We start from the raw sequence: 24,857 nt of genomic DNA, 5'->3' as shown, positions 1-24,857 counted from the left end.
ATTGTTCGACGGCTGTCCGACATATCGTGCATATGCCCGATGGATCCTGTCCGGACCCGTGGTCGAGAGATAGTCGCACCGTCGTTGGGCGGCAACTCCCGATTCCAGAATCGGCTTCCGATGTGGCTGCGGTGACACAGTGGGGCGTCCAAAATATGGCAGGTGCAGTCCGAAAAGTATTATCTATCAATGCCAAGGAAGCGCGCCAAAGCGGGGATCTCGCGATTTGCGAGAAAGGATGCGATCGGTTCCATCAATGCGATTGTTCCGCCGTCGACGAAGATGGCATGGTCGGCAAGCCGCCGGACGTCCTCCAGCTGATGGGTGATGAACATCAGCGTGCTTCCGGTCTCGGCGGCAAGATCGTGCAGGAGCCCGGCCATGTCGGCGCGCATGGCGGGATCGAGTGCGGCGAAGGGTTCGTCGAGGAGCAGGATCGGCCGGCTGCGCACGAGAGCCCGGGCGAGCGCCACCCTTTGTCGCTCGCCGCCCGAGAGCAGGCCCGGCTTGCGCCGCCCGTAGCCCCCGAGACCGACCCGGGCCAGCGCATGTTCCACCCGCTGGCGCTCCGGTGCACCGAGGCGCAGCGAAGGATCGATGCCGAGGCCGACATTCTGCTCCACGCTCAGATGGGCGAAGAGATTGTTCTCCTGGAAGATGATCGATACCGGCCGTTCGGCAGGTTCGCGTCCCGCCATGTCCTTGCCGAAGATCTCGACGGTTCCCGAACGGATCGGTTGGAACCCCGCGATGACGTTGAAGAGGGTCGACTTGCCCGAGCCCGACGGCCCCGTGACGGCGACGCGGGCGCCGGTGGGGATGTCGCACGAAAAGACGAGGCGCTTCTGCTCGAACTGCACCGTTGCCGCCTCGAGGCGAATGGCGGGAGCGCCCGTTCTGGAGGTGGAATGGTCAGGCATCGTTCTTCGCAGTCCTGCCGGAGGCGGTGGAGGGAAGCGTCAGCAACAGGCAGATGACGCCGAGAAGCAGGGCGATGCCGGCCGCATCCGCGGTCCGGTAGCTGCCCATGCGGCTGAACAGGAGCCACGGCAGGGTGACGAGGCCGTCCGCGCCGAAGATGGCGACCGCGCCGAGATCGCCGAGGGAGAGCGCCATGGCGAAGGCGAAGGCCGTCAGCAGCGGCCGCTTCAGCGCCGGCAGGTCGATCCATCGCAGCCGGTGCAAGCCGGTGACGCCGAGGCTGACGGCGAGCCGGCCGGTGCGGGCGATATGGGTGCGATAGGCCGGTTGCAGCACCCGCATGACGAAGGGAAGGGCCATCTGCGCGTTGATGACGATGACGACATAGGGCGCGAAGCGGCCGACCTCGCCGAAGCTGCGCAGCATCAGGAACCATCCGGTCGCAACCACGACCGGGGGAACCAGCAGGATCAGCGAGCTCGTGGCCTGCAGGCTGCCTGCGAGATACTTCAGGGCCGCCGGCGCGCTGTCGGCGGCGGCGAGCGGGGCGATCGCGACAGCCGGCATTGCGACGGCGAGGCAGAGCGTAGCCGAGGCGAGCGCGATCGCAAGGCTCGTGACAAGCGCCCTGTGCAGCAGCGGATCGGAGGCAAGCCGCGGCAGGTCGGAGGCAAGGCCGGCCATGACGACGGCCAGGAGCGGCGCGGCGGTGAACAGGGTGAAGGCGGCGATCACGAGGCCGTCCGAAAGCCGCCCGCGCCTGCCGTCGAAACGGCGGACGGCGCGGCCTGCGGTCGGCGCCTCCTCGGCGGGCGTGCCCAGCAGCCGCAGGAGATAGAGCAGGGTGCCGGTCAGGAGGATCTGGAGGACGGAGAGGATCACGGCGCGCGGCGGGTCGAAATCGAAGCGCAGCGCCTGATAGATCGCGACCTCGATCGTGGTGGCCGCCGGGCCGCCGCCGAGCGTCAGCACGATCGTGAAGCTGGTCGCGCAGAGCATGAACACGAGCCCGGCGATCCCCGGCAGGAGGCCGCGCATGACCGGCCACTCGATCAGCCGGAACGTCGCTCCCGATCCCATGCCGAGATTGGCGGAGGTCAGCCAGTATTCGGCCGGAATTCGCTCCAGTCCCGCCATCAGCAGCCGGGCTGCGAGCGGCAGGTTGAAAAAGACATGGGCGATGAGAATGCCGGCCAGACCGTAGACGCTGACGGGATTGTCGAGGCCGAGCGCGGCCAGGGCTTGGTTGACGACCCCGCGGCGGCCCCAGACCTCGACGATGCCGAGCGTCGCTACCAGGGCCGGCAGGCCGAGCGGAAGCGCCGACAACCGGACGATCCAGTTGCGTGCGGGAAAGTTCCGGCGCCGCGCAAGCGCCCGGGCGACGGGGATGGCGAGCGCCACCGAAAGGATGGTGGAAAGGCCCGCCTGCAGCAGCGTGAAGCGGGCAACGCGAAACAGGTAGGCATCGAACAGCGCGCCGCCGGCGCCGCCTTCGGCATGAAAGAGCAGCGCCGCCGTCGAGAGCCCGGCAAACAGCAGGATCGAGGCCAGGACAACACCGCCGGTCCGGACAATCGCTGATGCTTCGCGCGTGGTATACATCCCGGTGCCTCTCGTCAGCAGGCTACGCCCATGCCATCCGTCGCCGCGCCGTCCTACTTTGCACTCATGGCTGAAAGCCATTCGTCGATCCAGGCCCTGCGGTTGGCCGCGACCTCGTCTGCCGGATAGAGGAAGGTATGCTGCGGCTTTACCAGCCTGTCGAAGGCGGCCGGAAGCGGCGCCTCGGTCGCCGCGACCGGCATCATCCAGTTCGTCTCGGGAATGATCGACTGAAAGCGCGGCCCGGTCATGAAGGTGAGGAACGCCTTCGCCAGTTCGGGATCGTCGGCGGACTTCATCATGCCGGCAACCTCGATCTGGACGTAGTGACCTTCGGAGAAGGCGGCCGCCTGGTAGCGCTCGCTGTTCTCGGCCACCATGTGATAGGCCGGGGAGGTGGTGTAGGACAGCACCATCGGCGCCTCGCCCTTGGTGAAGAGTCCGTAGGCTTCCGACCAACCGGGCGTGACGGTCAGAACGCGCTCCTTCAGCTTCGCCCAGGCCTCGCTGGCCTTGTCGCCATAGACGGACTTGACCCAGAGCAGCAGGCCAAGGCCCGGCGTCGAGGTGCGCGGATCCTCGATGACGATCTTTTCCTCGGGATCGCCCTCCACCAGTTCCCTCAGGCTCTTCGGCGGGCTTTTCAGCGCCTCGGTGTCGTAGACGACGGCGAAGTGGCCGTAGTCGTAGGGAAGGAAAGTGTCGTCCGAGAAGCCTCCCGGAACGGTCAGGCCCTGCGGGGCGAGATGGTGGGGGACGAACAGGCCGGTCGCCTTGGCCTCGGCGATGAGATTGGTGTCGAGGCCGAGCACGATGTCCGCCTTCGTTCCCTCGCCCTCCAGCTTCAGGCGCGTCAGCAACTCGACGCCGTCGGCGACACCGACCCATTCGACCTTGCAGTCGCAGGTCTCTTCAAATGCCGCCGCCACCTTGGCGCCCGGGCCCCACTCGGTGACGAAGCTTTCATAGGTATAGATGGTCAGCGTCTTTTCCGCCGCTCGTGCGGGCAGGGTCATGGATACTGTCAGCGACGCTGCGGAAAATAGTGCCAGGGCGGATAGTAGCGTCTTGCGCATCGGGGCCTCCTTCAAATCCAATAAACGGGAATAGGGCGCCGGATGTGCCGTCTAATCCCTCCGCCGGTACAAACCGGATCAGGTTCTTCGGGTTGGCCTTGGCCTCTCAGCCCGGTCCATCCTGCGATGGTCGGGCACCCCGTTAGAGCAAGGCAAGCAATAGTCCGCCGCGGCCCCGCTTGCAAGCGGGCGGCAGGGCGGAAAGGCGTTTCCATTCGCGGGCGACATGCGCTAGACGGTGTGCCCATGACGGTGCCCCTGACGAACGTTCCCGACCCGCTCTTTGTCGTCCTTCTCGGAGGAACGCTCGAACCGACCGCGCGGTTCAGGGCGTCGGTCGCCGGCGCCCGCTTCATCGCCGCCGACGGCGGCATGCGCCATGCCGCAGCCCTCGGGATCACGCCCGAGGTCTGGGTCGGCGATTTCGATTCCACCACGCCGGAAGACCTTGCGACGTGGGCGCATATCCCGCGCGAGCCCTATCCGGCGGCCAAGAATGCGACGGACGGGGAGATTGCCGTCTCGGTGGCGCTGGAGCGTGGCGCGCGCCGGCTCATCCTCGCCGGCGCGCTCGGCGGCGAGCGCAGCGACCATGCTCTGATGCACCTTCTCCATGCCGTAGCGCTCAGGGAGGACGGGCTCGACATCACGCTGACCTCCGGCCTCGAGGAGGCATGGCCGCTGCTTGCCGGCCGCACCACCGTCGCGCTGCCGGACAGGAGCCTGTTTTCGGTTCTTGGCCTGTCGGCGCTCTCGGGCCTGTCGATCGAGAACGTCCGCTATCCGTTGAGCGGGTTCGACCTGCCGTTCGGCTCGTCGCGCACGGTTTCCAACGTCGCGCTCGGCCCCGTCACCTTCACCCTTGCCGCCGGACGCGCCGTGCTGCTCGCCCGACCCTATGACCATTCAGGAGCCTGACGCTTGGCACCGCCCATTCTGAAACTCGACAACATATCCCTAAGCTTCGGCGGCACGCCGCTTCTGGCCGGCACGAACCTGCAGGTGGAACCGGGCGATCGCATCTGCCTTGTTGGCCGCAATGGCTCCGGCAAGTCGACGCTGTTGAAGATCGCGGCCGGAATGGTCGAGGCGCAGTCCGGCGAGGTGTTCCGCCACCCGTCGGCGACCGTCCGCTACCTGGAGCAGGCCCCCGATTTCGAAGGCTTTTCCACGGTCGCCGCCTATGCGGAGGCGGGGCTCGGCCCGGGCGACGATCCCTATCGCGTCACCTACCTGCTGTCGCATCTCGGGCTGACCGGGGCGGAGGATCCCGCGACCCTGTCGGGCGGCGAGGCGCGGCGGGCGGCCCTCGCCCGCGTGATGGCGCCGGAGCCGGATATCCTTCTGCTCGACGAGCCGACCAACCACCTCGACCTGCCGACTATCGAATGGCTGGAAGACGAACTGACACGCAGCCGCTCCGCGCTCGTTGTGATCTCGCACGACCGCCGGTTCCTGGAGAAGATCTCCAATGCCACGGTCTGGCTCGACCGCGGCACTTCGCGCCGGCTCGACCGCGGCTTTGCCCATTTCGAAGCCTGGCGGGATGAAGTGCTGGAAGCCGAGGAACTGGAGCAGCACAAGCTCGGCAAGGCGATCCAGCGGGAGGAGCACTGGCTGCGCTACGGGGTGACGGCGCGGCGCAAGCGCAACATGCGCCGTCTCGGCGAACTGCAGGACATGCGGTCGCGCCACCGCGGCCACAAGGGACCGCAGGGGACGGTGCAGGCCACCGCATCCGAGGCGCAGGAATCCGGCAAGCTGGTGATCGAGGCGGACAAGGTCACCAAGAGCTACGGCGAGCGCATGATCGTCGCCCCGTTCTCGATCCGGGTGCATCGCGGCGACTGCATCGGCCTCGTCGGCCCCAACGGCGCCGGTAAGACGACGCTGTTGAAGATCCTGACGGGCCAGCTCGCACCCGACAGCGGCACGGTCAAGCTCGGCACCAATCTCGAGATCGCCACGCTCGACCAGCGCCGCGAGGACCTGAACCCGGACGATACGCTGGCCCACTATCTCACGGACGGACGTGGCGAGAGCCTGATCGTCAACGGTGAGCAGCGGCACGTGACGGGCTACATGAAGGAGTTCCTGTTCCAGCCGGAGCAGGCGCGCACGCCGATCCGCAATCTTTCCGGCGGCGAGCGCGCGCGGCTGATGCTCGCCCGCATCCTGTCGCGGCCCACGAACCTGCTGATCCTCGACGAGCCGACCAACGACCTGGACATCGAGACGCTGGATCTGCTGCAGGAGATCGTCGCCGGCTTCTCCGGAACGGTCATCCTCGTCAGCCACGACCGCGACTTCCTCGACCGCACCGTCACCTCGACGATCGCGCCCGCCAATCCCGAGGCGCCGGACGGGCGATGGATCGAGTATGCCGGCGGATATTCCGACATGATGGCGCAGCGGCGCGGCGCGATCGAGGAGCGGCGCCGGGCCGACAAGGCGGAGAAGGTGAAGGCCGGCGACGCTGCCCCGGTTCAGAAGCCCGCCGACAAGGCCAGGGGCAAGCTCTCCTACAAGCAGAAGTTCGCGCTCGAAAGCCTGCCGAAAGAGATGGAGAAGACCCAGTCCGAAATCGCCAGGCGCGAGGAGAGGATGGCCGACCCGGCGCTGTTTTCGAAGGACCAGGCGGCCTTCCACCGCCTTGCCGGCGAGCTGGAAACGCTGCGGGCCGACCTGATACGCATGGAAGAGGAATGGCTCGAGCTGGAAATGCTGCGCGAGGAACTGGAAGGCTGAGGGCCTTGCTAGCCGGAGGCCTCGCACACCGCGTCACGGTCGGTCACGGATAAAGACCGCCGGGCGGCTTCAGCCTCGCGGAACGATCGCCCTGGCCAGTTGATGATGCCGGCTGCTTACGGGCGGATGACGCAGACGCCGGCTTCCCAGCTGCAGCTTGCGGCTTCCGTTTCGGGTGACACCACCACGACCTTGGCGCCGTATTGCGGCCGGGCGGGCGGAAAGCCGCCGGATGTATCGCCATATTCGCCATCGAAATAGAAGTAGTTGCCGTTGCCCGGATCCTCGTAGGCGGACATCGAGCCGCCGTAGAAATTGTTGCCGAGGCCGCCGCGATCTTCGTTCCCGCCATCGGCATAGTAGGGCCGGACCGCGCCCTGGTAATAGGGGCGAACGCGATCGCGCCACACCTCGCCATCGCGGCGCGCGCCATCGAAGCGCCCATCCCAGCCGGCCCGGCGGCTGCGGTCCCAGTTCCCACGGTTCCAGTTTCCGCGGTTCCAGCCTGCCCGCTCCCAGTCTCTGCCCCAGTCCCGGCGGTTCCAGTCGCGATGGTCCCAGCGGTCACGGCGCAACGTCCACGCCCGCGTGCGCATGCTCGTCGAGCCGCGGATGGCGTCGCGCGTGCGGTCGCGGTCGGCATGGTGCCTGCGCTTCCAGGCGTCGTCGCGCCCCCGGTCCGCGCGGGTAGAGAGCGAGCGGGTGGAACTGTGCGAGGAGAAACTGCGGTGGCTGCCGCCTTCGTTGCGGTCTCGCGCCTCCGCCACGGGGGCTGCGACGAGAGAAAACGAAAGGGTGGCGAGCGCGATTGCGGTCATGCAGGCTCGGGAAAACAGACTCATTCTGTTTCGCCTCCAGGTTACGCTTGACGGATCCTTGCAGCCACTCTGGTCCAATTTTGCTGGAAAGTCACTGGCTTGGTTAAGGAACCGGTAAGAAACGTTAACAATGGTTAACGATCCCGGAGGCCCCTCATTACCATACTTTTGTCTTAATCGATTAAATTGAATTTGCCCGTCGATGACACTTGTGGTTCCGTATTCCGGCGATTAAACGTCGCAGGCACTGCATTGCACACAAACGACGTGCAATTCCGGAGTGAAAATGTCCAGATATCGGGGCCATTCTCCGGGATTTCCGTGAGGGTTCTGATGACGAATGTCACAAAAGGCCGGCCGCTCTCGCCGCATCTCCAGATCTACAAGCCAATTCCCACCATGGTCATGTCGATCGTGCACCGCATTACCGGCGGCGCGCTCTATTTCGGCACGGTGCTCGTGGCCTGGTGGCTGATCGCGGCGGCGATGGGCGAGGAGTACTTCAACTGGGTCAGCTGGTTCTTCGGGACCTGGATCGGCACGTTGATCCTGGTCGGCTATACCTGGGCGCTGTTCCATCACATGGTCGGCGGCATTCGCCACTTCGCCTGGGATACGGGACACGGTTACGAGAAGCATTTCGCCACGAAGGTCGCCAAGGCGTCGCTGGTCGTGTCGCTTGGGTTGACGGTGCTGGTCTGGGCGATCGGTCTCCTGGTGCGCTGAGGAACAACAATCATGGACATGCGTACACCTCTCGGCCGCGTTCGCGGGCTCGGCTCGGCCAAGGAAGGCACGGAACACTTCTGGCGCCAGCGGATGACGGCGGTCGCCAACGTGCCGCTGATGCTCTTCTTTGTCGGTTTCCTCATCTGCTATGCCGGCGCACCCTATGCCGAAGTGCGGGCGGCGCTGTCGCGCCCGATCGTCGCGGTGCTGATGGGGCTGGTGGTGCTTTCGGCGCTCTACCACATGAAGCTCGGCATGCAGGTCATCATCGAGGACTACGTCCACGCGGAAGGCAGCAAGATCGTCCTCCTCATGCTCAATACCTTCTTTGCGGTCCTGGTCGGCGGGCTCTGTCTTTTCGCCGTCCTGAAGATCGCCTTCGCAGGATAATTCACCATGGCACCGAATTCCTCGCCGGCGACAAACGGCAAAGCCTACCAGTATGTGGACCATGCCTTCGATGTGGTCGTCGTGGGCGCGGGCGGCGCAGGGCTGCGCGCCACACTCGGCATGGCCGAGCAGGGCCTGAAGACGGCCTGTATCACCAAGGTCTTCCCGACGCGTTCGCACACCGTCGCGGCCCAAGGCGGCATCGCCGCCTCCCTGCAGAACATGACGCCCGACAGCTGGCAGTGGCACCTCTACGATACGGTGAAGGGCTCCGACTGGCTCGGCGACGTCGACGCCATGCAGTATCTCGCCATGGAGGCGCCGAAGGCGGTCTATGAGCTCGAGCACTACGGTGTCCCCTTCTCGCGCAACGAGGAAGGCAAGATCTACCAGCGGCCGTTCGGCGGCCACATGCAGAACTATGGCGAAGGCCCGCCGGTGCAGCGCACCTGCGCGGTCGCCGACCGTACCGGCCACGCCATCCTGCACACGCTCTATGGCCAGTCGCTGCGCAACAATGCCGAATTCTTCATCGAGTATTTCGCGCTCGACCTGATCATGTCGGCCGACGGCCGCTGCACCGGCGTCGTCGCCTGGAACCTCGACGATGGCACGATCCATCGCTTCTCGGCCAAGATGGTGGTGCTGGCGACGGGCGGCTACGGCCGCGCCTACTTCTCGGCGACCTCGGCGCATACCTGCACCGGCGACGGCGGCGGGATGATCGCACGCGCCGGCCTGCCTCTGCAGGACATGGAGTTCGTGCAGTTCCACCCGACCGGCATCTACGGCTCGGGCTGCCTGATCACGGAAGGTGCCCGCGGCGAGGGCGGCTATCTCGTCAATTCCGAGGGCGAGCGCTTCATGGAGCGCTATGCGCCGTCCGCCAAGGACCTTGCCTCGCGCGACGTCGTCTCGCGCTGCATGACGATGGAGATCCGCGAGGGCCGCGGCGTCGGCAAGAACAAGGACCATATCTTCCTGCACCTCGACCATCTCGATCCGGCCGTGCTGCACGAGCGCCTTCCCGGTATCTCGGAAAGCGCGAAGATCTTTGCCGGCGTCGACGTCACCCGCGAGCCGATCCCGGTTCTGCCGACCGTTCACTACAACATGGGCGGCGTGCCGACGAACTTCTGGGGCGAGGTTCTCAATGCCGACAGCGCCAATCCGGAGCGCATCGCGCCCGGCCTGATGGCGGTCGGCGAGGCCGGCTGTGCCTCGGTGCACGGCGCCAACCGCCTCGGCTCCAACTCGCTGATCGACCTCGTGGTCTTCGGCCGCGCCGCCGCCATCCGCGCCGGCGAGGTGATCGACCGCGCCGCCCCCATTCCGGCGCTCGACGTGGCTGCCTGCGACAGGATCATGGAACGCTTCGACCGGCTGCGCTTTGCCGATGGCGGCACGCCGACGGCGGTGCTGCGCGACAAGATGCAGCGCACCATGCAGGACGACGCGGCCGTGTTCCGCACGCAGGAATCGCTGGAGAGCGGCTGCCGTCGCATGAAGGAGATCTGGGGCGAGATGGCCGACATCAAGGTCACCGACCGGTCGCTGATCTGGAACTCCGACCTGGTGGAGACGCTGGAACTGGAAAACCTGATGGCGAACGCGATCGCCACGGTGGTCGGCGCCGAGGCGCGCAAGGAAAGCCGCGGTTCCCACGCCCGCGAGGACTATACCTCCGGCCCGTTCGCCGGCCGCGACGACGTCAACTGGCGCAAGCACACGCTCGCCTGGGTCGATGCGAACGGCAACGTCAAGCTCGACTACCGGCCGGTCCATACCGACCTCATCGCCGACGGGATCGATCCGAAGAAGATCGAGCCCAAGGCCCGCGTCTACTGATCCCGAGGAAAACTGGACATGGTCGAACTCGCCCTCCCGAAGAACTCGCAGATCACCGAAGGCAAGGTCTGGCCGAAGCCGGCCGGCGCCGCCAACACCCGCGAGTTCCGCGTCTATCGCTGGAGCCCTGACGACGGCAAGAACCCGTCGATCGACACGTTCTATGTCGATGTCGACGACTGCGGCCCGATGGTGCTGGACGCGCTGCTCTACATCAAGAACAAGATCGATCCGACGCTGACGCTGCGCCGCTCCTGCCGCGAGGGCATCTGCGGCTCCTGCGCGATGAACATCGACGGCACCAACACGCTCGCCTGCACCAAGGGCATGGACGAAGTGAAGGGCGCGGTGAAGATCTACCCGCTGCCGCACATGCCGGTGGTGAAGGACCTGGTGCCCGACCTGACGCACTTCTACGCCCAGCACCGCTCGATCGAGCCCTGGCTGAAGACGGAGTCGCCGACGCCGGCCAAGGAATGGAAGCAGAGCCACGAGGACCGCCAGAAGCTCGACGGCCTCTACGAGTGCATCCTGTGCGCCTGCTGCTCGACCTCCTGTCCGAGCTACTGGTGGAATGGCGACCGCTATCTCGGCCCGGCCGTGCTGCTGCAGGCCTATCGCTGGCTGATCGATAGCAGAGACGAGGCTACCGGCGAGCGGCTCGATAATCTCGAGGATCCGTTCCGGCTCTATCGCTGCCACACGATCATGAACTGCGCCCAGGCCTGCCCGAAGGGCCTGAACCCGGCCAAGGCGATCGGCGAGATCAAGAAGATGCTGGTCGAGCGGCGGCTCTGACGCGACGCGGACGAAACACTGCGAATGCCGGGCCTCGTGCCCGGCATTTTCGTAAGGGGTCGCCGCCGCCGATCGGGTGCCATAGCCATGGGCCGCAGCGAAACATGATGGCTAAGACTTGATTTAAACCGTCGGTTTACGTTAAGCCGCCATGATTGTCGCGTATCCACAGCATCGACGAAGGGCAGGAGTTTCGACATGCGGATTGTACAGGTGGCAGGCGGACTGATGATGGCGCTTGCGCTGGCCGGCTGCCAGCGGACTTCCATGGGCGGCATCGATACGCAGCCGACCGCGCCGCTGCAGCCTGCGCCGGTCGGAACGGTTTCCTCCAGCCAGCTTCCCGATCCCTCCACCAGCACCAGCGGTTCGTCCCAGTTCCCGGCCGCCCCGACCACGGACACTGCGATGGCGACGCCGGGCGGCGTTCCCGGCGCAGATGCCGGTGCGTCGGCCTCGGCGATGGACGTCAAGAAGGAAGCCATGGTTGGCAATTGGCGCGTCAGCAACGGGCCGACTTCGTGCGACATGTTCCTGACCTTGACCAATCTCGGCGCCGGTTCGCGCGGCGGCACCCGTGGCTGCGCGGGCGAACTGACGCAGATGGGCTCCTGGGAAGTGGCCGGCAAGCAGGTCGTTCTGAAGAACCGCGACGGCAACGAGATCGCGCGCCTCTACCGGACGGCGGACTCGCGCTTCGACGGCTCCACCAGCGGCGGCCAGCCGATCAGCCTGTCGCGCTGATCGCGGACATTCCAGTCCTCACGGAGATCTTCGGCAGTGCCCATGAAGCAGGATTGGGACAAGGTCTCCGCCTATCCGGAACACGGCGTCACCGACAAGCTGAAGGCAAAGGTGGCGGCAGGCGAGATACAGCCCGACCCGCTGCAGGCCGCGATGGCGCAGCGGTTCGACACGCTCCTTCAGGCCATCCAGACGCAACGGCCGGCGCGCAAGTCGAGCGCGCTCGGCTGGCTGTTCGCCTCGCGCAAGCCGGAGAGATCCGCTGTTCCGCGCGGGCTCTACATCCATGGCGGGGTCGGTCGCGGCAAGACCATGCTCATGGACCTGTTCTTCTCGCTCGTGCCGATCAAGCGCAAGCGCAGGGCCCATTTCCATGAATTCATGGCCGATGTGCACGACCGCATCCACCGGCACCGCCAGAAACTGAAGAACGGCGAGACCAAGCAGGCAGACCCGGTGCCGCCCGTGGCCGAGGCCCTGATCGCCGAGGCGCGGCTTCTGTGCTTCGACGAATTCTCGGTGACGGATATTGCCGATGCGATGATCCTGTCGCGGCTGTTTTCGGAACTGTTCGCGCGTGGCTGCATTCTCGTCGCCACCTCGAACGTCGAGCCGGACAATCTCTACAAGGACGGCCTCAACCGTGGCTTGTTCCTGCCCTTCGTCGACCTGCTCAAGAAGCACGTCGACATCGTCGCGCTGGATTCGGGGACGGACTACCGGCTTGAAAAGGACGAGGGCCTGCCGGTGTTTCGTTATCCGCTTGGGGCCGAAGCGGACCAGGCCATGGACAAGGCCTGGGCGCGGGAGACCGCGGGCAATGAGGTGAAGCCAGCGACGATCGCCTTCCGGGGTCGCGAGATTGCCGTTCCTGCGGCGGCCGGGCGGGCGGCCCGTTTCTCCTTCGCCGATCTCTGCGAAAAGCCGATGGGGGCTGCCGACTACCTAGCGGTCCTGAAGCGCTACGACACCATCTTCCTCGACCATATTCCCTTTCTGGGTCCCGACCGGCGCAACGAAACCAAGCGTTTCATCAACCTCGTCGATACGATCTACGACCATGGCGCCCGCCTGTTCGCCTCGGCTGCGGCGGCGCCGGAGAGCCTGCTGGTTGCGAAGAAGGGTACAGAAGGTTTTGAATTCGACCGGACGGTTTCGCGGCTGATCGAGATCCGCAGCGTCGAGTATGCGGAGAGCCATCGGCGGAACGTTGCCGAATTGTGACGATCTCGCGACGTAATTTCTTACGTTTACGTAAGAAATTCATGATCTAACCGATTGAAATATCTATGCCAAAAAGTATTAGTTGATATTTAAAGCTTTGAGCGCTAATCCGTTTGCCCGGATGGGCCGGGCGTTTGCGACGCCGACCGATCGGGAGATGGATCGCAAAGGAAGCACTTTCATGGCGCGCAAGAAGATCGCACTTATTGGTTCTGGAATGATCGGTGGCACGCTGGCGCATCTGGCCGGCCTGAAGGAACTGGGCGACATCGTTCTGTTCGACATCGCCGACGGCATTCCGCAGGGCAAGGGCCTCGACATCGCCCAGTCCTCGCCGGTCGAGGGCTTCAACGCCTCGCTCTCCGGTGCCAGCGACTACGCGGCGATCGAGGGCGCCGACGTCTGCATCGTCACCGCCGGCGTCGCCCGCAAGCCGGGCATGAGCCGCGACGACCTGCTCGGCATCAACCTCAAGGTCATGGAACAGGTCGGCGCCGGCATCAAGAAATATGCCCCGAACGCCTTCGTGATCTGCATCACCAATCCGCTGGACGCCATGGTCTGGGCGCTGCAGAAGTTCTCCGGCCTGCCGAAGAACATGGTGGTCGGCATGGCCGGCGTGCTGGATTCGGCTCGCTTCCGTTTGTTCCTCTCCGAGGAATTCAACGTCTCCGTCCAGGACGTCACCGCGTTCGTGCTCGGCGGCCATGGCGACACGATGGTGCCGCTCGCCCGCTATTCGACCGTTGCCGGCATTCCGCTGACCGACCTCGTCAAGATGGGCTGGTGCACGCAGGAGCGGCTGGAGCAGATCATCCAGCGCACTCGTGACGGCGGCGCGGAGATCGTCAGCCTGCTCAAGACCGGCTCGGCCTACTACGCGCCGGCCGCGTCCGCGATCGAGATGGCCGAGTCCTTCCTGAAGGACAAGAAGCGCGTGCTGCCGTGCGCCGCCTACCTGTCGGGTCAGTACGGCGTGAAGGACATGTATGTCGGCGTCCCGGTCGTCCTCGGTGCCGGCGGCGTCGAGCGCATCGTCGAGATCGACCTCAACAAGAACGAGCAGGAAGCCTTCGACAAGTCCGTCGGCGCTGTCGCCGGCCTGTGCGAAGCCTGCATCAACATCGCTCCGGCGCTGAAGTAACCGCTTCGGCCAAGAGAGAGGAAACCTTCCATGAATATCCATGAATATCAGGCCAAGGCCCTGCTGAAGAGCTACGGCGCACCGGTCGCCGAGGGCGTGGCCATCCTCAAGGTCGAAGAGGCCGAGGCTGCTGCGAAGAAGCTTCCGGGCCCGCTCTACGTCGTCAAGAGCCAGATCCATGCGGGTGGCCGCGGCAAGGGCAAGTTCAAGGAACTCGGCCCCGACGCCAAGGGCGGCGTTCGCCTGGCGAAGTCGATCGACGAAGTCGTCTCCCACGCCAAGGAAATGCTCGGCAACACGCTGGTGACCGCGCAGACGGGCGAGGCCGGCAAGCAGGTCAACCGCCTCTACATCGAAGACGGCGCCGACATCGCCCGCGAACTCTACTGCTCGCTGCTGGTCGACCGTTCGGTCGGCAAGGTCGCCTTCGTCGTCTCGACCGAGGGCGGCATGGACATCGAGGCGGTCGCCCACGACACGCCCGAGAAGATCCACACGATCGCCATCGATCCGGAAGCCGGCGTCACGGCCGACGACGTCGCGAAGATCTCCAAGGCTCTCGAGCTCTCAGGCGTTGCCGCGGAAGATGCAAAGTCGCTGTTTCCGATCCTCTACAAGGCGTTCAGCGAGAAGGACATGGCTCTTCTCGAGATCAACCCGCTGATCGTCATGGAGAACGGCCATCTGCGCGTTCTCGACGCCAAGGTTTCCTTCGACGGCAACGCGCTGTTCCGCCACGACGACGTCAAGGGCCTGCGCGACGAGACCGAAGAGGACGCCAAGGAAATCGAGGCCTCGAAGTGGGACCTCGCCTATGTCGCGCTCGACGGCAACATTGGCTGCATGGTCAACGGCGCGGGCCTTGCCATGGCGACGATGGACATCATCAAGCTCTACGGCAAGGAGCCGGCGAACTTCTGCGACGTCGGCGGCGGCGCCGGCAAGGACAAGGTCGCGGCAGCCTTCAAGATCATCACGGCTGACCCGAAGGTCGAGGGCATCCTCGTCAACATCTTCGGCGGCATCATGAAGTGCGACGTCATCGCCGAAGGCGTGGTCGCGGCCGTTCAGGAAGTCGGCCTGAAGGTTCCGCTCGTCGTGCGCCTCGAAGGCACCAATGTCGAGCTCGGCAAGAAGATCCTCAACGAGTCCGGTCTGGCGATCACCGCCGCCGACGATCTCGATGACGCGGCGAAGAAGATCGTCGCGGCGATCAACGCCTAATTTGAGGACCTGCTAGATGTCTATTCTCGTCAACAAGAATACCAAGGTTCTCGTTCAGGGCCTGACCGGCAAGACCGGCACCTTCCATACCGAGCAGGCGCTCGCCTACTACGGCACGCAGATGGTCGGCGGCATCCACCCGAAGAAGGGCGGCGAAACCTGGACCGGCTCGAAGGGCGAAAGCCTGCCGATCTTCGCAACCGTCGCCGAGGCCAAGGAAAAGACCGGTGCCGACGCGTCGGTGATCTACGTTCCGCCGGCTGGTGCTGCGGATGCGATCATCGAGGCGATCGACGCCGAGATCCCGTTCATCACCTGCATCACCGAGGGCATCCCGGTCATGGACATGGTGCGGGTGAAGGCCCGTCTCGACAAGTCGAAGTCGCGCCTGCTCGGTCCGAACTGCCCGGGCATCCTGACGCCGGAAGAATGCAAGATCGGCATCATGCCGGGTTCGATCTTCCGCAAGGGTTCGGTCGGCATCGTCTCGCGCTCCGGTACGCTGACCTATGAAGCCGTGTTCCAGACCTCCAACGAAGGCCTCGGCCAGACCACCGCTGTCGGCATCGGCGGCGACCCGGTCAAGGGCACCGAGTTCATCGACGTGCTGGAGATGTTCCTCGCCGACGAGGCCACGACCTCGATCATCATGATCGGCGAGATCGGCGGCTCGGCCGAGGAAGATGCGGCGCAGTTCCTCATCGACGAAGCCAAGAAGGGCCGCAAGAAGCCGATGGCCGGCTTCATCGCCGGTCGTACGGCGCCGAAGGGCCGCACCATGGGCCATGCCGGCGCCGTCGTCTCCGGCGGCAAGGGCGACGCGGAATCGAAGATCGCGGCCATGGAAGCGGCCGGCATCAAGGTGTCGCCGTCCCCGGCGCGCCTCGGCAAGACCCTCGTCGAAGTCCTGAAGGGCTGAGACTGACGACAGGTGCGGCCGGCGAAGCGCCGGCCGTCAGTTCCCATCGCCCGGCGCGTCGACGTGGACGCGCTTTGCGGGCGGGCGTTTCCCCCGGCGCACCTTCCGGGGTGGATTGAAGTCAGGAGGCGGGCGCGGCGCCCGCGAGCGACCATGGCAAGACAAGACGCCAACGAACAGTTTCAGGTGACGTCGTTCCTCGACGGCGCCAACGCAGCCTATATCGAACAGCTCTATGCCCGCTACGAGCAGGATCCGTCCTCCGTGGCGCCCGAATGGCAGGGCTTCTTCAAGGCTCTCGACGACCGGCCGGCCGATATCCTGAAGGCGGCACAGGGCGCGTCCTGGAAGAAGAAGAACTGGCCGATCGCCGCCAATGGCGAGCTCGTATCGGCGCTCGACGGCGACTGGGGCACGGTCGAAAAGGCCGTGGAGAAAAAGATCAAGGCCAAGGCCGAGGAGACGGCGGCCTCGACCGGCGTCCCGGTCAATGCCAGTGACGTCCAGCAGGCGAGCCGCGACAGCGTGCGCGCCATCATGATGATCCGCGCCTACCGCATGCGCGGCCACCTGCACGCCAAGCTCGACCCGCTCGGTCTCGCCGACCCGGTGGAGGACTATGACGAGCTGTCGCCGAAGTCCTACGGCTTCTCGGAAGCCGACTACAGCCGCCCGATCTTCCTCGACAACGTGCTCGGCCTCGAATACGGGACGATCCCGCAGATGCTGGAGATCCTCGAGCGGACCTATTGTTCGACGCTCGGCGTCGAGTTCATGCACATCTCCGATCCGGAGATCAAGGCGTGGATCCAGGCACGCATCGAGGGCCCCGACAAGGGCGTCGACTTCACGCCGGAAGGCAAGAAGGCGATCCTGCAGAAGCTGATCGAGTCGGAAGGCTTCGAGCAGTTCATCGACGTCAAGTACAAGGGCACCAAGCGTTTCGGCCTTGATGGCGGCGAAGCGCTGATCCCGGCACTGGAACAGATCATCAAGCGCGGCGGCCAGGAAGGCCTGAAGGAGATCGTCCTCGGCATGGCCCATCGCGGCCGCCTGAACGTGCTCTCCCAGGTGATGGCCAAGCCGCATCGGGCGATCTTCCACGAATTCAAGGGCGGCTCCTATGCGCCCGACGACGTGGAAGGCTCGGGCGACGTGAAGTACCACCTCGGCGCCTCGTCGGACCGCGAGTTCGACAACAACAAGGTCCACCTGTCGCTGACGGCGAACCCCTCGCACCTGGAGATCGTCAACCCGGTCGTCATGGGCAAGGCGCGCGCCAAGCAGGACCAGATGGCGACCGTCTTCGAAGGCGACATCATCCCCTTGCGCGAGCGCGTCAAGGTGATGCCGCTCCTGATCCACGGCGACGCGGCCTTTGCCGGCCAGGGCGTCATTTCCGAAATCCTCGGCCTGTCTGGCCTGCGCGGCTATCGCGTCGCCGGAACGATGCACGTCATCATCAACAACCAGATCGGCTTCACCACCAATCCGGCCTTCTCGCGCTCGTCGCCCTATCCGTCCGACGTCGCCAAGATGATCGAGGCGCCGATCTTCCACGTCAACGGCGACGATCCGGAAGCCGTCGTCTACGCTGCCAAGATCGCCACCGAATACCGGATGAAGTTCCACAAGCCGGTCGTGCTCGACATGTTCTGCTACCGTCGCTTCGGTCACAACGAAGGCGACGAGCCGGCGTTCACGCAGCCGAAGATGTACAAGGCGATCCGTGCCCACAAGACGGTCGTGCAGATCTACGGCCAGCGCCTGATCGACGAAGGTCTGATCACCGAAGGCGAACTGGAGAAGATGAAGGCCGACTGGCGCGCGAACCTGGAGCAGGAGTTCGACGCCGGCCAGTCCTACAAGCCGAACAAGGCCGACTGGCTGGATGGCGTCTGGTCGGGCCTGCGCACGGCCGACAATGCCGACGAGCAGCGTCGCGGCAAGACCTCGGTGCCGATGAAGCAGTTGAAGGAGATCGGCCGCAAGCTCTCCACCATTCCTGATGGTTTCAAGGCGCACCGCACGATCCAGCGCTTCATGGACAACCGCGCCCAGATGATCGAGACCGGCGAAGGTCTCGACTGGGCGATGGGCGAGGCGATGGCCTTCGGTTCGCTCGCCGTCGAGGGCACCAAGATCCGCCTGTCCGGCCAGGATTGCGAGCGCGGCACCTTCTCGCAGCGCCATTCGGTGCTCTACGACCAGGAAACCGAGGAGCGCTTCATTCCGCTGGCGAACCTGTCGCCCACCCAGGCGCGCTACGAGGTCATCAACTCGATGCTCTCGGAAGAGGCGGTGCTTGGCTACGAATACGGCTACTCGCTGGCGCGGCCGAATGCGCTGACGCTGTGGGAAGCCCAGTTCGGCGACTTCGCCAACGGCGCACAGGTGGTGTTCGACCAGTTCATCTCGTCGGGCGAGCGCAAGTGGCTGCGCATGTCGGGCCTCGTCTGCCTGCTGCCGCACGGCTACGAGGGCCAGGGGCCGGAGCATTCGTCCGCCCGCCTCGAACGCTTCCTGCAGCTCTGCGCGGAAGACAACATGCAGGTCGCCAACGTCACGACGCCGGCGAACTACTTCCATATCCTGCGCCGGCAGATCAAGCGCGACTTCCGCAAGCCGCTGATCCTGATGACGCCGAAGTCGCTGCTGCGCCACAAGCGGGCCGTTTCGAGCCTGTCGGAGCTTGCCGGCGAGAGCTCGTTCCACCGCCTGCTGTGGGACGACGCAGAGGTGATCAAGGACGGCCCGATCAAGCTGCAGAAGGACGCCAAGATCCGTCGCGTCGTCATGTGCTCGGGCAAGGTCTACTACGACCTGCTCGAGGAGCGCGAGAAGCGGGGTATCGACGACGTCTACCTGCTGCGCCTGGAGCAGCTCTATCCGTTCCCGGCCAAGGCGCTCATCAACGAGCTGTCGCGCTTCCGTCATGCGGAGATGGTCTGGTGCCAGGAAGAGCCGAAGAACATGGGTGCCTGGTCGTTCATCGACCCGTACCTGGAGTGGGTGCTCGCCCACATCGATGCCAAGCACCAGCGCGTCCGCTACACCGGCCGCCCGGCAGCGGCGTCGCCGGCGACGGGCCTGATGTCCAAGCATCTCGCGCAACTGGCGGCGTTCCTCGAGGACGCGCTCGGCGGCTAAGGGGAGGGCGGCGCGATGGCATATTTCCACTTGAGACTCGTGCCGCCGCGCCCCACCTTCCCGCATGACGCGACGGAGCCTGAGATGAAGGCCATGGACCGGCATGCAGACTATTGGCGCGAGAGGGCCACGGCCGGGACGGCGATCGCCGCCGGCCCGGTCTTCGAAGGTGAGGGGGCGTGGGGCATGGCTCTCGTCGAAGTGGAGAATGCCGATGCGGCGCTATTGCTCGCCGATGCCGATCCGGTGATCCTTGCCGATATCGGCTTCCGGTACGACATCGCGCCCGTGCCGACCCTGATCCTCCGGTCGTAACACGCCGGTTTCCGCAACGAAATTCAACCAATCAACATTTCAGGACTTGAACAATGGCTACTGAAATCCGCGTTCCGACCCTCGGCGAATCCGTCAGCGAAGCGACCGTCGGCACCTGGTTCAAGAAGGTCGGCGATGCCGTCAAGGCGGACGAGCCGCTCGTCGAACTGGAAACCGACAAGGTGACCGTCGAAGTGCCGGCGCCGGCCTCCGGCGTGCTGTCCGAGATCGTGGCGGCGAACGGCGAGACGGTCGGTCTCGGGGCCTTGCTCGGCCAGATCGCCGAGGGCGCTTCCGCCGGTGCCGCAGCTCCCGCCGCCAAGGCTGCCGAGCCGGCACCGGCCGCAGCAGCCGCACCTGCGCCTGCAGCAGCACCCGCCGCAGCAGCGCCGGCAGCAGCTTCCTCCTCGATGCCGCCGGCTCCGGCTGCGGCGAAGATGCTCGCTGAGAACAACCTTTCGGCAGACCAGGTCGACGGCTCCGGCAAGCGCGGCCAGGTGCTGAAGGGCGACGTGCTCGCTGCCGTCGCCAAGGGCATTTCCGCTCCGGCAGCTTCTGCCGCGCCGATCCAGATTCAAGCCCGCGCGCCGTCCTCCGAGGCCGATGCCCCGCGCGAGGAACGCGTGAAGATGACGCGCCTGCGCCAGACGATCGCCAAGCGCCTGAAGGACGCCCAGAACACCGCCGCCATGCTGACCACCTACAACGAGGTGGACATGAAGGCGGTCATGGACCTGCGCACCAGGTACAAGGAGATCTTCGAGAAGAAGCACGGCGTGAAGCTCGGCTTCATGGGCTTCTTCACCAAGGCGATCACGCACGCGCTGAAAGAGCTTCCGGCGGTCAACGCCGAGATCGACGGCACCGACATCATCTACAAGAACTTCTGCCACATCGGCATGGCCGTCGGCACCGACAAGGGCCTCGTCGTTCCGGTCATCCGCGACGCCGACCAGATGTCGATCGCCGAGATCGAGAAGGAACTGGCGCGTCTCGCCAAGGCTGCCCGTGACGGCTCGCTGTCGATGGCCGACATGCAGGGCGGCACCTTCACCATCACCAATGGCGGCGTCTACGGCTCACTGATGTCCTCGCCCATCCTGAATGCGCCGCAGTCGGGCATTCTCGGCATGCACAAGATCCAGGAGCGCCCGGTCGCGATCGGCGGTCAGGTCGTCATCCGTCCGATGATGTACCTGGCGCTCTCCTACGACCACCGCATCGTCGACGGCAAGGAAGCCGTGACGTTCCTGGTCCGGGTCAAGGAAAGCCTGGAAGATCCGGAACGCCTCGTCCTGGACCTGTAAGGACCAGCCGGGATGGACGCCGCAGCGCTCGCCGCTTCACCGTTTGTCACGCTCGTGGCGTGGAGCGCGGCGCTGCTCGTCTTCCAGGTGATGCTGCAGGGCGCGCTGGCGACCCACGACCGCGGGGCGGACTGGAACGCCGGCCCGCGCGACGGGGAGGCCAAACCGCTCGGCAAGCTCGCTGGGCGGGTGGAGCGGGCTTCCGCCAATCTGCGCGAAACCTATCCGGCCTTCGTCGGCCTCGCGCTGGCGTTGGCCCTTTCGGGCGATCCGTCCGGCTGGGGTCATAGCGGCGCGCTGCTGTGGTTCGCCTGCCGCATTCTTTACATACCGCTCTATCTGGCGGGCATCGCCTATGTCCGCTCGCTGGTCTGGCTCGGCTCGCTGGCCGGGCTTTTCGTGATGTTCGCTGCCCTCGTCTTGTGATCGACGCGCCGCGTCCGCCGTTCGGGCGCACCGGAGACTGGAATGCATAGCTACCTGATCGAACTTGCTTCGCTGATGGCGATCTTCGCCTTTGCCATCGTCTCCCCCGGCGCCGACCTCGCCATGGTCATGCGCCAGTCGATCGTGCACGGCAGGCGGTCGGCGATCATCACCTCGTTCGGCATCGGCGCCTCGCTGATGTTCCATGTCAGCTACACGATCCTGGGTCTTGGCCTGATCATCTCCCAGTCGATCTACCTGTTCAATATCGTCAAATGGTGCGGCGTCGCCTATCTCGTCTATATCGGCATCAAGGCGCTCAGGGCCGGCCGGACGGAGATCGAAGCGCCGGTGGCTGGAGGCGCTGCAGACGGCAAGCGACAGCCGGCGCTGCGGGCCTTCGGCCTCGGCTTTATGGCGAACGCGCTGAACCCCAAGGCGGTGTTCTTCTTCCTGTCGATCTTTTCCACCGTCGTCAGCGCGCATACGCCGATCATGGTGAAGTTCGGCTACGGACTCGTCATGGCGGGCTGCCTGATCGCCTGGTTCGTCGGCGTGTCCCTGTTCATGACGACGCCCAGGATGCGCGCGGCCTTCTCGCGCGCCAGCCAGTGGATCGATCGCACCAGCGGGGTCGTCTTCATCGCGCTCGGCATCAAGCTTGCGACGGAACGGGCCGGTTGATCCATGCGCGTCTGCCGCCCTCTCCTGATGGCATCAGTCCTTTCGATCTCGCTTACGAGCGCGTCGCTGGCGGCGCCGTGCCCGCAGGCGCAGGCGATCTATGCCGACAGGGACGGGGTCTACGAACTCGCCTTCGAGCCGGTCGGGTCGGAGGCGGCAGTGGTCAGCCACCTGTTCAAGATCCGGCAGGTGAAGGGCGCACTGCTCCTGAACGGCCATATCATGTCCGGCGACGAGGTGGCGCGGTCGAACGGCATGGTCATGCACAATTGCCCGACGGGTGACGTGACCGGCGAGGAGATCGCCGCCTGCACAGTCTGGGAAGGGGTGATCTATCCGGTCGGCGCAGGCGGGGATATCGGCGAGACCGTGCCCGAGGAGGGGGCGGAAGCCGCCGAGCGGCTGCTGTTTTCCGGTTTCGGTCCGGCGCTTCGCTATTCCAATGCCTGGGAAGAGAACAAGCTCACCAGCGTCCCCTGGGACGTCCTGGTCTACAAGGGGTGCGCGCAATGATCGACAGTCCCGTCCTGCTCGTGACCGGCGGAAGCCGCGGTATCGGCGCCAGCGTCTGCCGGCTGGCGGCTGCAGCCGGCTGGCAGGTAGCGGTCAACTATGCCTCGAACGCCGACGCTGCCAATGCAGTGGTCGACGACATCCGCAAGGGCGGCGGGTCGGCCGTGGCGGTGGAGGGCGACGTCGGCACCGAGGCGGGGCTCGCCTCGATCTTCTCCGCGGTGGATGCGACGTTCTCGCGGCTCGACGGGCTAGTCAACAATGCGGGCATCATCGGCCATCCCGCCCGGCTGGACGAGATCGGCGTCGAGCGGCTCGACCGCATGTTCGCCGTCAACGTGATCGGCTCGATCCGCTGCGCGCAGGAAGCGATCCGGCGCATGTCCACCCGCCATGGCGGCCGCGGCGGGTCGATCGTCAACATTTCCTCCATGGCGGCCCTGATCGGCGCGGCCGGTCAGTATGTCGACTACGCCGCGACCAAGGGCGCCATCGAGAGCTTCACCATCGGCCTTGCACGCGAGGTCGCCGCCGAAGGCATCCGCGTCAACCTGGTGCGCCCCGGCATCATCGACACCGACATCCACGCTTCCGGCGGCCTGCCGGACCGGGCGCGCGAGATGGCTTCGGCCATTCCGATGCAGCGGCCGGGTACGGCCGACGAAGTGGCGCAGTCCGTTCTCTATCTACTCTCCGACGCGGCATCCTATGTCACGGGTGCCGCCCTCAACGTCAGCGGCGGCCGGTAGGCCGTCCGCGCTCAGGAAGGACATTCAATGGCATATGATCTCGTTGTTATCGGTTCCGGTCCGGGCGGCTACGTCTGCGCCGTCAAGGCGGCCCAGCTCGGCCTGAAGGTCGCCGTCGTCGAGAAGCGCGCGACCTATGGCGGCACCTGCCTCAACATCGGCTGCATCCCCTCCAAGGCCTTGCTGCACGCTTCCGAAATGTACAGCCACGCCGCCCATGGCATGGACAGCCTCGGCATCGAGGGGCTGGCGCCGAAGCTGAACCTTGAAAAGATGCTGGGCCACAAGGACGCGACGGTGAAGTCCAACGTCGACGGCGTCGCCTTCCTGTTCAAGAAGAACAAGATCGACGGCATCCAGGGCACCGGCAAGGTGCTGGGCGCCGGCAAGGTTTCCGTCACCAACGACAAGGGCGAGGAGCAGGTGCTGGAGACGAAGGCGATCGTGATCGCCACGGGCTCCGACGTCGCCGGCATCCCGGGCGTCAAGGTCGACATCGACGAGACGGTGATCGTCTCCTCCACCGGCGCGATCGCCCTGGAGAAGGTGCCGGAGAACCTGATCGTCGTCGGCGGCGGCGTGATCGGGCTCGAGCTTGGCTCGGTGTGGATGCGCCTCGGTTCGAAGGTCACGGTCGTCGAATACCTCGACACGATCCTCGGCGGCATGGACGGCGAGGTTTCCAAGCAGTTCCAGCGCATGCTGGCCAAGCAGGGCATGGATATCCGCGTCGGCGCGAAGGTGACCGGCGTCGAGAAGACCAAGTCCGGCGCGAAGGTGACCTTCGAACCCGTCAAGGGCGGCGAGGCGACCACGATCGAAGCCGATGTCGTGCTGATCGCCACCGGACGCCGGCCCTATACGGATGGGCTGGGCCTGGCGGAAGCCGGCGTCGCGCTCGACAGCCGCGGCCGCGTCGAAATTGACGGCCACTTCCAGACCAATGTTGCCGGCATCTATGCCATCGGCGACGTCGTGCGCGGCCCGATGCTGGCCCACAAGGCCGAGGACGAGGGTGTGGCGCTGGCCGAGATCCTTGCCGGACAGGCCGGTCACGTGAACTACGACGTGATCCCGAGCGTGGTCTACACCCAGCCGGAAGTCGCCTCGGTCGGCAAGACCGAAGAAGAACTGAAGGCCGCGGGTGTCGCCTACAAGGTCGGCAAGTTCCCGTTCTCGGCCAATGGCCGCGCGCGCGCCATGCTCGCCACCGACGGCTTCGTGAAGATCCTCGCCGACAAGGAGACCGATCGCGTGCTCGGCGGACATATCGTCGGCTTCGGTGCCGGCGAGATGATCCACGAGATCACCGTACTGATGGAGTTCGGCGGCTCGGCCGAGGACCTCGGCCGTACCTGCCATGCGCACCCGACCATGTCGGAAGCGGTCAAGGAAGCAGCGCTCGGCGCCTTCTTCAAGCCGATCCACATGTAATCCGGCCCGGCCCGGAAAAGATCAGGCCCCGGTCTGCGAGTGCGGACCGGGGCCTTCCTTTTGTCGTGTGTGCGTTCAATGGCTGCCGGGT

At 65.4% G+C, this 24,857-nt stretch carries 23 protein-coding genes and 1 riboswitch; of the genes, 19 read left to right on the top strand and 4 right to left on the bottom strand.

What is annotated here, in order from left to right; genetic code table 11:
- Positions 1-179 precede the first annotated feature (179 nt).
- Genes LQK81_RS10165 through thiB form a run of 3 tightly spaced genes read right to left on the bottom strand, consistent with a single transcriptional unit; the run spans position 180 to position 3,542 of the window.
- The gene (locus tag LQK81_RS10165) at positions 180-920 is read right to left on the bottom strand and encodes a thiamine ABC transporter ATP-binding protein (RefSeq protein WP_230805975.1); all 741 of its coding nucleotides are present in this window, start codon (positions 918-920) and stop codon (positions 180-182) included.
- The gene (gene thiP / locus LQK81_RS10160; RefSeq protein WP_230805973.1) at positions 913-2,526 is read right to left on the bottom strand and encodes a thiamine/thiamine pyrophosphate ABC transporter permease; all 1,614 of its coding nucleotides are present in this window, start codon (positions 2,524-2,526) and stop codon (positions 913-915) included. The genes LQK81_RS10165 and thiP overlap by 8 nt, the downstream gene beginning before the upstream one ends.
- Positions 2,527-2,579: 53 nt before the next feature.
- Positions 2,580-3,542 (bottom strand): thiamine ABC transporter substrate binding subunit, encoded by a 963-nt coding sequence (thiB, locus tag LQK81_RS10155; protein WP_442967115.1) that lies wholly within the window; start codon positions 3,540-3,542, stop codon positions 2,580-2,582.
- A gap of 98 nt (positions 3,543-3,640) precedes the next feature.
- Positions 3,641-3,754: riboswitch (TPP riboswitch) on the bottom strand.
- A gap of 94 nt (positions 3,755-3,848) precedes the next feature.
- On the opposite strand from thiB, the gene LQK81_RS10150 reads away from it, so the two are divergent.
- Positions 3,849-4,520, top strand: coding sequence for a thiamine diphosphokinase (locus LQK81_RS10150; protein ID WP_230805969.1), 672 nt, complete (start codon positions 3,849-3,851; stop codon positions 4,518-4,520).
- Positions 4,521-4,523: 3 nt separating this feature from the next.
- Positions 4,524-6,350, top strand: a complete 1,827-nt coding sequence (locus LQK81_RS10145) for an ABC-F family ATP-binding cassette domain-containing protein (protein ID WP_230805967.1) — start codon at positions 4,524-4,526, stop codon at positions 6,348-6,350.
- Between the two features lie 116 nt (positions 6,351-6,466).
- On the opposite strand, the gene LQK81_RS10140 is transcribed toward LQK81_RS10145, so the two are convergent.
- Complete coding sequence (locus LQK81_RS10140; RefSeq protein WP_230805965.1) at positions 6,467-7,192, bottom strand: hypothetical protein; 726 nt, start codon at positions 7,190-7,192, stop codon at positions 6,467-6,469.
- 309 nt (positions 7,193-7,501) lie between these two features.
- On the opposite strand from LQK81_RS10140, the gene sdhC reads away from it, so the two are divergent.
- The 17 genes from sdhC to lpdA all read left to right on the top strand — a co-directional run bounded on the left by sdhC (position 7,502) and on the right by lpdA (position 24,766).
- Positions 7,502-7,894 (top strand): succinate dehydrogenase, cytochrome b556 subunit, encoded by a 393-nt coding sequence (gene sdhC, locus LQK81_RS10135; RefSeq protein WP_230805963.1) that lies wholly within the window; start codon positions 7,502-7,504, stop codon positions 7,892-7,894.
- Positions 7,895-7,906: 12 nt separating this feature from the next.
- A complete protein-coding gene (gene sdhD, locus LQK81_RS10130; RefSeq protein WP_230805961.1) occupies positions 7,907-8,287 on the top strand; it encodes a succinate dehydrogenase, hydrophobic membrane anchor protein in 381 nt (126 codons plus the stop codon).
- Positions 8,288-8,293: 6 nt separating this feature from the next.
- Positions 8,294-10,135 (top strand): succinate dehydrogenase flavoprotein subunit, encoded by a 1,842-nt coding sequence (gene sdhA / locus LQK81_RS10125; protein ID WP_230805959.1) that lies wholly within the window; start codon positions 8,294-8,296, stop codon positions 10,133-10,135.
- Between the two features lie 18 nt (positions 10,136-10,153).
- Positions 10,154-10,933: a succinate dehydrogenase iron-sulfur subunit gene (locus LQK81_RS10120; RefSeq protein WP_230805958.1), complete on the top strand. Its 780-nt coding sequence runs from the start codon at positions 10,154-10,156 to the stop codon at positions 10,931-10,933.
- A 198-nt stretch (positions 10,934-11,131) separates the two neighbouring features.
- A complete protein-coding gene (locus LQK81_RS10115) occupies positions 11,132-11,677 on the top strand; it encodes a protease inhibitor Inh/omp19 family protein (protein ID WP_230805956.1) in 546 nt (181 codons plus the stop codon).
- A gap of 42 nt (positions 11,678-11,719) precedes the next feature.
- Positions 11,720-12,901, top strand: coding sequence for a cell division protein ZapE (zapE, locus tag LQK81_RS10110; RefSeq protein ID WP_230805954.1), 1,182 nt, complete (start codon positions 11,720-11,722; stop codon positions 12,899-12,901).
- 181 nt (positions 12,902-13,082) lie between these two features.
- Positions 13,083-14,045, top strand: a complete 963-nt coding sequence (gene mdh / locus LQK81_RS10105) for a malate dehydrogenase (RefSeq protein WP_230805952.1) — start codon at positions 13,083-13,085, stop codon at positions 14,043-14,045.
- A gap of 30 nt (positions 14,046-14,075) precedes the next feature.
- Positions 14,076-15,269, top strand: coding sequence for an ADP-forming succinate--CoA ligase subunit beta (sucC, locus tag LQK81_RS10100; RefSeq protein WP_230805951.1), 1,194 nt, complete (start codon positions 14,076-14,078; stop codon positions 15,267-15,269).
- A gap of 16 nt (positions 15,270-15,285) precedes the next feature.
- Positions 15,286-16,188 (top strand): succinate--CoA ligase subunit alpha, encoded by a 903-nt coding sequence (gene sucD, locus LQK81_RS10095; RefSeq protein WP_230805949.1) that lies wholly within the window; start codon positions 15,286-15,288, stop codon positions 16,186-16,188.
- A 153-nt stretch (positions 16,189-16,341) separates the two neighbouring features.
- Positions 16,342-19,338 (top strand): 2-oxoglutarate dehydrogenase E1 component, encoded by a 2,997-nt coding sequence (locus LQK81_RS10090; protein ID WP_230805947.1) that lies wholly within the window; start codon positions 16,342-16,344, stop codon positions 19,336-19,338.
- Between the two features lie 15 nt (positions 19,339-19,353).
- Positions 19,354-19,653, top strand: a complete 300-nt coding sequence (locus tag LQK81_RS10085; RefSeq protein WP_230805946.1) for a YciI family protein — start codon at positions 19,354-19,356, stop codon at positions 19,651-19,653.
- 53 nt (positions 19,654-19,706) lie between these two features.
- Positions 19,707-20,960: a 2-oxoglutarate dehydrogenase complex dihydrolipoyllysine-residue succinyltransferase gene (odhB, locus tag LQK81_RS10080; RefSeq protein ID WP_230805944.1), complete on the top strand. Its 1,254-nt coding sequence runs from the start codon at positions 19,707-19,709 to the stop codon at positions 20,958-20,960.
- A gap of 12 nt (positions 20,961-20,972) precedes the next feature.
- On the top strand, positions 20,973-21,386 hold the full coding sequence (locus tag LQK81_RS10075; protein WP_230805942.1) for an MAPEG family protein: 414 nt from the start codon (positions 20,973-20,975) through the stop codon (positions 21,384-21,386).
- 42 nt (positions 21,387-21,428) lie between these two features.
- Positions 21,429-22,070, top strand: coding sequence for a LysE family translocator (locus LQK81_RS10070; protein ID WP_230805939.1), 642 nt, complete (start codon positions 21,429-21,431; stop codon positions 22,068-22,070).
- 27 nt (positions 22,071-22,097) lie between these two features.
- Entirely contained in the window at positions 22,098-22,583 is a 486-nt protein-coding gene (locus tag LQK81_RS10065) for a hypothetical protein (RefSeq protein WP_230805937.1), read from the top strand.
- Positions 22,580-23,332 carry an SDR family oxidoreductase gene (locus LQK81_RS10060; RefSeq protein WP_230805936.1) on the top strand — a complete coding sequence of 251 codons (753 nt, stop codon included), beginning with the start codon at positions 22,580-22,582 and terminating at the stop codon, positions 23,330-23,332. Before LQK81_RS10065 ends, LQK81_RS10060 begins: the two co-directional genes overlap by 4 nt.
- A 27-nt stretch (positions 23,333-23,359) precedes the next feature.
- On the top strand, positions 23,360-24,766 hold the full coding sequence (lpdA, locus tag LQK81_RS10055; RefSeq protein WP_230805934.1) for a dihydrolipoyl dehydrogenase: 1,407 nt from the start codon (positions 23,360-23,362) through the stop codon (positions 24,764-24,766).
- Positions 24,767-24,857 lie beyond the last annotated feature (91 nt).

This window comes from Rhizobium sp. GN54 (assembly GCF_021026345.1).
Taxonomy (GTDB): Bacteria; Pseudomonadota; Alphaproteobacteria; order Rhizobiales; family Rhizobiaceae; genus Mycoplana.
This window is presented reverse-complemented; position numbering and strand designations above follow the sequence as displayed.

Bases quoted from the DNA above. Each gene is read 5' to 3' on its own strand.
- sucD (WP_230805949.1), top strand. From the start codon at position 15,286: ATGTCTATTCTCGTCAACAAGAATACCAAGGTTCTCGTTCAGGGCCTG.
- sdhA (WP_230805959.1), top strand. From the start codon at position 8,294: ATGGCACCGAATTCCTCGCCGGCGACAAACGGCAAAGCCTACCAGTAT.
- LQK81_RS10060 (WP_230805936.1), top strand. From the start codon at position 22,580: ATGATCGACAGTCCCGTCCTGCTCGTGACCGGCGGAAGCCGCGGTATC.
- thiB (WP_442967115.1), bottom strand. From the start codon at position 3,542: ATGACCCTGCCCGCACGAGCGGCGGAAAAGACGCTGACCATCTATACC.
- sdhD (WP_230805961.1), top strand. From the start codon at position 7,907: ATGGACATGCGTACACCTCTCGGCCGCGTTCGCGGGCTCGGCTCGGCC.
- mdh (WP_230805952.1), top strand. From the start codon at position 13,083: ATGGCGCGCAAGAAGATCGCACTTATTGGTTCTGGAATGATCGGTGGC.
- LQK81_RS10150 (WP_230805969.1), top strand. From the start codon at position 3,849: ATGACGGTGCCCCTGACGAACGTTCCCGACCCGCTCTTTGTCGTCCTT.
- LQK81_RS10090 (WP_230805947.1), top strand. From the start codon at position 16,342: ATGGCAAGACAAGACGCCAACGAACAGTTTCAGGTGACGTCGTTCCTC.
- odhB (WP_230805944.1), top strand. From the start codon at position 19,707: ATGGCTACTGAAATCCGCGTTCCGACCCTCGGCGAATCCGTCAGCGAA.
- LQK81_RS10165 (WP_230805975.1), bottom strand. From the start codon at position 920: ATGCCTGACCATTCCACCTCCAGAACGGGCGCTCCCGCCATTCGCCTC.
- LQK81_RS10120 (WP_230805958.1), top strand. From the start codon at position 10,154: ATGGTCGAACTCGCCCTCCCGAAGAACTCGCAGATCACCGAAGGCAAG.
- LQK81_RS10075 (WP_230805942.1), top strand. From the start codon at position 20,973: ATGGACGCCGCAGCGCTCGCCGCTTCACCGTTTGTCACGCTCGTGGCG.
- thiP (WP_230805973.1), bottom strand. From the start codon at position 2,526: ATGTATACCACGCGCGAAGCATCAGCGATTGTCCGGACCGGCGGTGTT.
- LQK81_RS10070 (WP_230805939.1), top strand. From the start codon at position 21,429: ATGCATAGCTACCTGATCGAACTTGCTTCGCTGATGGCGATCTTCGCC.
- LQK81_RS10115 (WP_230805956.1), top strand. From the start codon at position 11,132: ATGCGGATTGTACAGGTGGCAGGCGGACTGATGATGGCGCTTGCGCTG.
- sucC (WP_230805951.1), top strand. From the start codon at position 14,076: ATGAATATCCATGAATATCAGGCCAAGGCCCTGCTGAAGAGCTACGGC.
- lpdA (WP_230805934.1), top strand. From the start codon at position 23,360: ATGGCATATGATCTCGTTGTTATCGGTTCCGGTCCGGGCGGCTACGTC.
- LQK81_RS10085 (WP_230805946.1), top strand. From the start codon at position 19,354: ATGGCATATTTCCACTTGAGACTCGTGCCGCCGCGCCCCACCTTCCCG.
- zapE (WP_230805954.1), top strand. From the start codon at position 11,720: ATGAAGCAGGATTGGGACAAGGTCTCCGCCTATCCGGAACACGGCGTC.
- sdhC (WP_230805963.1), top strand. From the start codon at position 7,502: ATGACGAATGTCACAAAAGGCCGGCCGCTCTCGCCGCATCTCCAGATC.
- LQK81_RS10140 (WP_230805965.1), bottom strand. From the start codon at position 7,192: ATGAGTCTGTTTTCCCGAGCCTGCATGACCGCAATCGCGCTCGCCACC.
- LQK81_RS10065 (WP_230805937.1), top strand. From the start codon at position 22,098: ATGGCATCAGTCCTTTCGATCTCGCTTACGAGCGCGTCGCTGGCGGCG.